3 protein-coding genes are annotated in these 7765 nt (G+C 45.1%); all 3 read left to right on the plus strand.

Going from position 1 to position 7765, the window contains the following annotated elements:
* Nucleotides 1-53: 53 nt before the first annotated feature.
* Nucleotides 54-1991, plus strand: coding sequence for a RagB/SusD family nutrient uptake outer membrane protein (locus B4G81_RS08720; RefSeq protein ID WP_294081605.1), 1938 nt, complete (start codon nucleotides 54-56; stop codon nucleotides 1989-1991).
* A 451-nt stretch (nucleotides 1992-2442) separates the two neighbouring features.
* Entirely contained in the window at nucleotides 2443-5574 is a 3132-nt protein-coding gene (locus tag B4G81_RS08725; protein ID WP_294081606.1) for an RHS repeat protein, read from the plus strand.
* Nucleotides 5575-5614: 40 nt separating this feature from the next.
* Nucleotides 5615-7765 (plus strand): DUF6443 domain-containing protein (locus tag B4G81_RS08730; RefSeq protein WP_294081607.1); only part of this gene is annotated, 2151 nt, incomplete at its 3' end.

Genomic DNA, 7765 nt, shown 5'->3' on the forward strand with positions numbered 1-7765 from the left:
ATGATTAAAGCAAGTTCCATATGATACCTTTGAAAATAATAAATTATAATCATATGAAAATAATAAATCATAAAAACATTGTCGGAATCATCCTGATTGCTTTCGTGGCCTTCGGTTGTTCCAACGATATTCTGGATGAAAGACCCCGCTCCATCTATGAACCGGGATTCTTCAAGACAGAACAGGGCATCCAGTATGGACTGACCTCACTCTACGCTCACACGCGCTACTTTCTGGGGCAGTACTATTACGCAGCCGCTCAAAACGGCACCGACGAATACACCTACGCACAAAGTGCCGACAACAACTTCAAGGATACCGACATGTCGGGCGTGGGTTCCCTCAACCCCTCCAGCAGCCGTTCCGACGCGCTCTGGGGTGCAGTTTTTACCAACATCAACACGGCCAGCGGCATCATCGAAAATGCCAGCGAGGTGGGGCTGACGGAGTCGCTGATATCCGAAGCCCGTTTCTGGCGTGCCTACGACTACTTTCTCCTGGTGCAGACCTTTGGCGGGGTACCCCTCGACCTGGGATCGGGCGAGCTGAAGTTCAACACCTCTCCCTCCCGTGTTTCGGTTCGAAACACCGTGCCGGAAGTCTACACAAAAGCAGTGTTTCCTGATCTGAAAACCGCCATTGCAAACCTGCCGGAGACAGGCCGTGTAACCGGCGGCGTGACAAAAACCGCTGCCCGTCTCTTCCTGGCAAAAGCCTACCTGACGTATGCCTGGTGGCTGGAAAATCCGAACGGTATCCCCACCTATCCCGAGACACCCCGTACCGACCCCGATGGAAAAAACGCCGCATGGTATTATCAGGAAGCCTACAACGTGGCACTGGAGGGAATTAATAACCCGGGCCCATTCGGGCTACTCAACAACTTCTACGATGTACATCTCGGAAGCAACGACCGCAACAAGGAGATCGTGCTCTACTCCGATCATATTCAAGATAAATATTACAACGAAGTTGACGATCTCTCATGGGCTAATGGTAAGGCCCCCGAAAACTATGCCGTATGGTACGTGACCTGCAACTACACCAATGTACGCAGTTCAGCCAACGGCACCGATTACAACGTCTCTTCCGTGCAACGAGACGCGGTACAGTGGGGAGGCCGTCCCTGGACCCGTATGGCACCCACCATCGAAGCCTATACCGAGACATTTGCCGACAAAACAAACGACAGCCGATTTGATGGCACCTTCGTGACTGTTTATTACGGGAACTGGAAAAAGGCAGGACGAACAGAAGAAACTCTCTTCAATGCCAACGGGCTACCGGTAAAGAACGGCGAGCCGGTGCTGACCTTCCTGAATGAAGAACCAACCACACCGGTCACCTACCCCTCTGGTTCCGGACCGAGCAACGTGGGTGCCGGTACCCTGCCGGGCAGAGCCGACTGGGTCATAGCACCAAGCGGGATCAGCCGCATCTATTACCCCGGCCTCTGGAAGCTCGGCACATATCGTACCGACAACGGTACCGGCCTGGGGCAACCCAACGGAGCACTGACCCGCCCCTGGAACATTGCCAAGTTCTCCGAGTTTTACCTGATTGCAGCCGAAGCAGCCGTGAAGGGTGCTACCGGAACCATGACCGCCCGTCAACTGGTCAACGTGCTCCGTGCCCGAGCCGGCAAGTGGCGTTGGAAAAACAACGGTAATTACCAACTGATCGACGACCGGAGTGCGGCCATGACAGCAGCCACCCCTGCCACCATCGACATCAACTACATCCTGGAGGAACGCAGCCGCGAATACTTCGGAGAAGGATATCGCTGGCACGATCTGGTACGTACCCAGAAATGGGCAGAATTGGCCAGCTCTTACACCATCTGCGGATCGGCGGCCGGAGACCACAATCCTGTGGTTTATCAACGCACCATTGAAAAGTTTCACTATCTGCGTCCCATCCCGCAAGGGCAGATCGACGGCATGACAATGAGCGACGAGGAAAAGAAAGCCTATCAGAATCCGGGTTATTAAATTACATAAAAATATATGGTATATTGAAAAAAGTCTTTCATATTTGAATCTCATATACTATTCTCAAACAACTACTTGAAAGACGGAGGAGGGTGTGTCATATTTTTGACACATCCTCTTTTTGGGTTTATATATCATTCCGCCTTCCCGAAAAAGATACTATCCCAAAAACTGAGCAAACCTCACGATTGCGTTAATTTTCAAAATTTCACATCGATTAGCAGGTAAGAATTATTTTTTTAAATATCTTATTATCTGCATTTTAAACATCAAAATCAGGTAAGAATTGAATCTACCTATTGACACAGCCTGCAAAACCACTTACCTTAGCCCGACTCTATCCAACAAAAATTAAAACAATAATGAACAAACCCAATTAATCACGACTGTAAAAAACAGATTGAAAAATAATATTCCAGTTTCCATGATAAACCTAAAACTTATTGTAAACATGAAGAAAACGATTAATTATCTTGTTCAATTGAATAGCACTTTTTTAATTCTGTCGAGAATTATTGCTTTAAATTCTCGAAGACAGGTCGTTCTCATAACGGCTTTACTGATAAACAGCCTCATTATCCTTAATGCACAAAACGATCAATCGTTGACCCCTTCAATTCCTTCGTCGCCACAGGCCGAGGCAATTAAAAGGTTTGGTGAGTTCGGAATCAGTTATTTTACAGGTGTCCCGGAGATATCAATTCCTCTCTATGAGATCAATCACCGGGGATACTCCTTACCATTTACTTTAAAATACAATCCTCAACCACTTAAGCCCGGTTACAATTATGATGTTTTTGGCAATGGCTGGGGACTCTCTGTAAACAGCTGTATCTCTAGGATCATAGAATATATTCCCGATGAGCAGAAGAACTTCAAATTGGATACCCATGTATTGGATTATGTGTATAAGAATTATTCCGGTGATCTGATGAGAAATAACTGGGCTCATGATAAGTTTAGCGCCACATTGCCCGATGGCTCATCTTTTGATTTTATAATAACTTATAATCCCTCTACCAATAAAATAGAATATATTGTTTCCAGTGGCAGAAGCATTAAGATTTCATGTAATTATAATACCTCTAATATTTATTCCTTTACTGTGATTGATGAAAATGGAGTGAAATATACTTTCGACGGAGCAGATACCCCTTATAATGGAGTGGATGTTTACCTGAGAAGTTTTTTTGTTTCTTGGCATCTTACCCGGATTGATTTGCCGCACGCTCCTTATGATCCGATATTATTTAGTTACCATCACGTTATAGAAAGTAACATAGGGGACTATTTGCGGGAAGGGACATCTACCCTTCGACATGAGAATAATTTACCTGTATATAAAAACACCACAACTGGTTATATACCTTACTATTACAGAATGAAATTACTCTCATCCATCAATTATGGATCAACAAACATTCATTTTGAATTTACCAATACAGCACAAGTTGCATCTCGGAACCAGGTTAGCAAAATAAAAATCACGGATGGGGGAAATATCATCAAGGAGATTTCCTTGATGATGTCACAAGCCGGTTTATATTATCCAGGTTCAAATGATAATAAGATATCACAATTAAACGGATTGCAAATAACTGGCTCACAAAGCAATATTGATCCGGAAATTTTCTCATTCACCTACACGAACAGTTCATTTAACTTTACCGGAACCGACCACTGGGGATTTTTAAACAGTGGTAATGTTGGTTACGATATTGCCTGGCTGAATCTTTTTGTCGAATTCGATCCCGCCGAGCATAACGGCTTGGGAGGAATGGCAGCTACCCAATTGGAAAAAAGTGCTGAAGATTTATCTCCATACTACAAAATCAGACTGACAAAGAACTCCACATCGGACAACCGTCTACCGTCCTCCCCTTCCTCCCATGGTATACTATCAACAATTCATTACCCTACGGGAGGATATACGCGGTTTGAATTTGAAAACCACCGGTGCTTAACCCGTACCGACAGAAATGGAAATTATATCCATGACATAAGTAAAAGGCGTATGATGGAGACCGGAGGTTTCAGGATCAGAAAAATCACCAACTATACGTCGGAGAACTCAGTTGCTGACGCAAAGTGCTTTCGTTACGGAAAGCTTTTGAATGTGAACGAATACTTTCCAGATGGGAATCCATATATTCTTCAACCCTATACGGATACGCATACGGGATTGGGCGTTTCCTTTGTTGATCCGAATATCCTTACTTACATGAGCTTTACCCATCACAATATTCCGACCTCTATACCTTTTATGATAACAGGATTGAGTCCAAGAGGCCTTTATGAATCATTCCTCAATCCTTTTGAAGAACCTCCGACAATATGGAAGAGATGGGAATGTTCTTTCAGTTCGTCCAATTTCAGAAGATTACTGAATGGAAGACCCCCGGTTGTATATCCCGAGGTCACGGTATATCACGGCGACATTGATACCGGATATGGAGTAGATAAGGTTATTGCCGGAAAGACCCTTTATCGATATAATCTCAAATACCGTATCGATCAGGGAACAGATACTGTATATGTTGAGTCACCTGAATACTATGGAAATACATTGTCTTATGTTTCGGAAAAATATTTATACAACTTGCTGGATAGAAAAATCGATTACGTATATACTGAGGGTGGATTTTTGATGAAAAAACTGGAAACCTATAGCTGGAGCCACGCCGGTGACCTTACATATGATTATGTGTACACCAATCCCGATAGAGAATCAATCAACGTAAATTCGACCATTCATTCCTTATTTTCAATGAAAAGGCATTACACAGGTAGAGCATTATTGATAGGCAAAAGTATGATTACTTATGACAATACTCCATGGAATTTTCAGACCTATGAAAGCTATCAGTACAACATGAGAAACCAGATTGTCCGGAAACAGTCGTCGAATAGTCTGGGTAATGAAATCATCACAACCATACAATACCCTGAAAGCAGCGATACATCACCAACAGTGTTGAGCATGGTTGATAAGAACATGATCAATTCCATTTTAAGCGAAGAGAAAAAATGCAGTTATCCCAATTTTATTTACTCATCGGGATATAAAATCGACTATGAGGAGTTTCCCGCAGGTAACACCTCAATCATTATGCCTTCAAAGCTGTATCAATTAAAAAATAACACAACGGACTTTGTCCTTAGGGAAGAAGTCGTGAAATATGATGCATTTGGTAACCCAATAGAAGTTATCGGTAAAGATAACGTCCATACGGTATTTCTTCGAAGTTATCATTCACGTTATATCGTAGCCATCATCAAGGATGCAACATTTGATCAGGTAAGTACTGCGGTACAGAATCATTTTGGTGTTACAATCGACGCATTTTCAGCGCAAAGTCAGCCTGACACATTAAAATTGCACAGCTTTGGGAATCAAGCCTCATTGAGTAAAGCACTTGTTACAACCTTTACATATGCTCCATTGGTAGGCATGACAAGCAAGACCGATCCCAATGGTCTTACCACGTATTACGGATATGATCATTCGGGTCGGTTGGAATCTGTTACAGATCACAGCGGCAAAACCGTGGAGATATATGATTACCATTATCTTAACCAATAGTTCATACAGCAATGATACACGAAGCAAAAAAATTAAGATCATGAAAAAAAACATATTATTTATTCTATTGATGGGACTCTCTTATATTTGCTTCCCTCAATCTGCCAATCACAACTATATTCTGTCTCGTACGATGCTTGATGATGCCGGTATTTCTTACCTTGATCAGGTTGACTATTACGATGGGCTTGGACGCCCGGTTCAATCGGTAATAAAGAATACTACTCCTTTGCATAGAGATCTTGTAACGCTGAAGCAATACGATGTCTTTGGTCGTGATTATAAAAATTGGTTGCCGATATCCATTAGCGCAAATGGAGCTTTTGTGGATACGGTTACCTTTAAAACCAATGCCTCAATAATGTATGGAGGCGATCTCCGTCCATTCTCCACAACAATCTATGAAGCCTCTCCTCTACAACGTCCAATAAGAGAGTATGGGCCGGGTGAGGCATGGAAAACCCATCCGATTCGAATCAACTATCAGGCAAATTATACGGAGCTGAAGCATTTATTTTTAATGGGTGATCAGTTGATTTATGATGGCACTGTGTATAATCCCGGTTCACACTATAAAACAGAAAGAATAGATGAAGACGGGAAGAGCTTCACGGAATATAAAGACAAACAGGGCCGTTTATTCATGCAACTTAGCGGAACAGATGTTCGCACCTATTACATATATAACGATCTTGGACAATTAATGTATGTGCTGCCTCCTCCGTTAGATGATTTATTAGAACGTGGAGGTTACACAGAAGCAAGTGACATCATTGCCCAATATGCGTATGTGTATAAATATGATGCGTTAGGCAATTGTATATATAAGAAACCTCCCGGTTGTGATCCCATTCATATGAAATACGACAAGTCCGACTGGCTTGTCTTCTCACAGGATGGCAACCAAAGGGTGAAAGGCGAGTGGCGCTTCTTTTTCCACGATCTGTTCGGTCGCCCCACCGTCACCGGTATCTGGAAGTCGCCGACCGTGCCTGCAACGGAGGATAACGTGATCAGAACCACCCCCGCCGCCGACGGCTCACTGGCCGGATATACGGTCAACCTGTCTCTCCCTGCCGTAGAGCTGATGACGGTGAATTATTACGACGACTATGCTTTCACCTCCGGACTCCCCAACCTGGCATACAGCACCCCACCCGCAGGATACGATTCCCGGTTTACCGGTGCAAAAGGATTGCTGACGGGAACCCGCACCCATAGGCTGGACGATCCCTCAAAGCAGACCATCACCGCCCTCTACTACGACCACCGGGGGCGCATTGTCCAGAGACGCTCTACAAATCACTTGGGTGGATACGACTTAGAATACTTTGCCTATACCTTTACCGGAAAGGTGAAACAGCGACAGATCGTTCATTCCGTTCCGGGAAAAACCACCCAGACGGAAGTCTATGCGTACGATTACGGCACCCCGGCCACAAACCCCGCCGAGCGGCTCCTGTCGGTCTCTCACAAACTGAATGGTTCGGCTGCCGTCACCTTGGCCCGGTACACCTACGACGAAGCGGGGAGGGTTCTGACAAAGAAAGTGGCTTCGGAAACCTCTACCTACGACTATAACGTGCGCGGCTGGCTGACCGGAATCACCGGTACAAAGTTCAACCAGACGCTGGCATACAATCAGACTGTAAACGACATCACCCCCGCCAAGCCGCTCTATGGCGGCAATATCGGCGCCATGAAGTGGAAGGCGGGTGATGAGACCGTGGAAAGGGGGTACAAGTTCACTTACGACGGATTGAGCCGCCTGACAGCCGCCGCTTACGGCGAAGGAGCATCGCTGACAGCCAACCCGGATCGGTTCAACGAAACGGTCACCGCTTACGATAAGATGGGCAATATCCTCGCCCTGCAACGTGGGGGCAAGCTGAGCGATACCCCCGCTTACGGCATGGTGGACAATCTCACCTACACCTACACGGGCAATCGGCTCACCAGGGTATCGGATGCGGTCACCACCCCCATTACCTATCCCGGTGCATTTCATTTTGTGGACGGGGCGAACGTGCCCAATGAATATACCTACGATGCCAACGGCAACCTGACGAAAGATTTAAACAAAAACATTGCCTCAATCAGCTATAATTCATTAAATTTGCCAAGTGTGGTAGCTTTTGCGGACGGGAATACCGTCAGCTACGGTTATGACGCGGCGGGCAGTAAGCTGAGC

The sequence above is a fragment of the Proteiniphilum sp. UBA5384 genome (genome assembly GCF_002410825.1).
Lineage (GTDB): Bacteria > Bacteroidota > Bacteroidia > Bacteroidales > Dysgonomonadaceae > Proteiniphilum.

Excerpts from the sequence above, each read along its gene's own strand:
- B4G81_RS08725 (WP_294081606.1), top strand. The coding sequence starts at position 2,443 with ATGAAGAAAACGATTAATTATCTTGTTCAATTGAATAGCACTTTTTTA.
- B4G81_RS08720 (WP_294081605.1), top strand. The coding sequence starts at position 54 with ATGAAAATAATAAATCATAAAAACATTGTCGGAATCATCCTGATTGCT.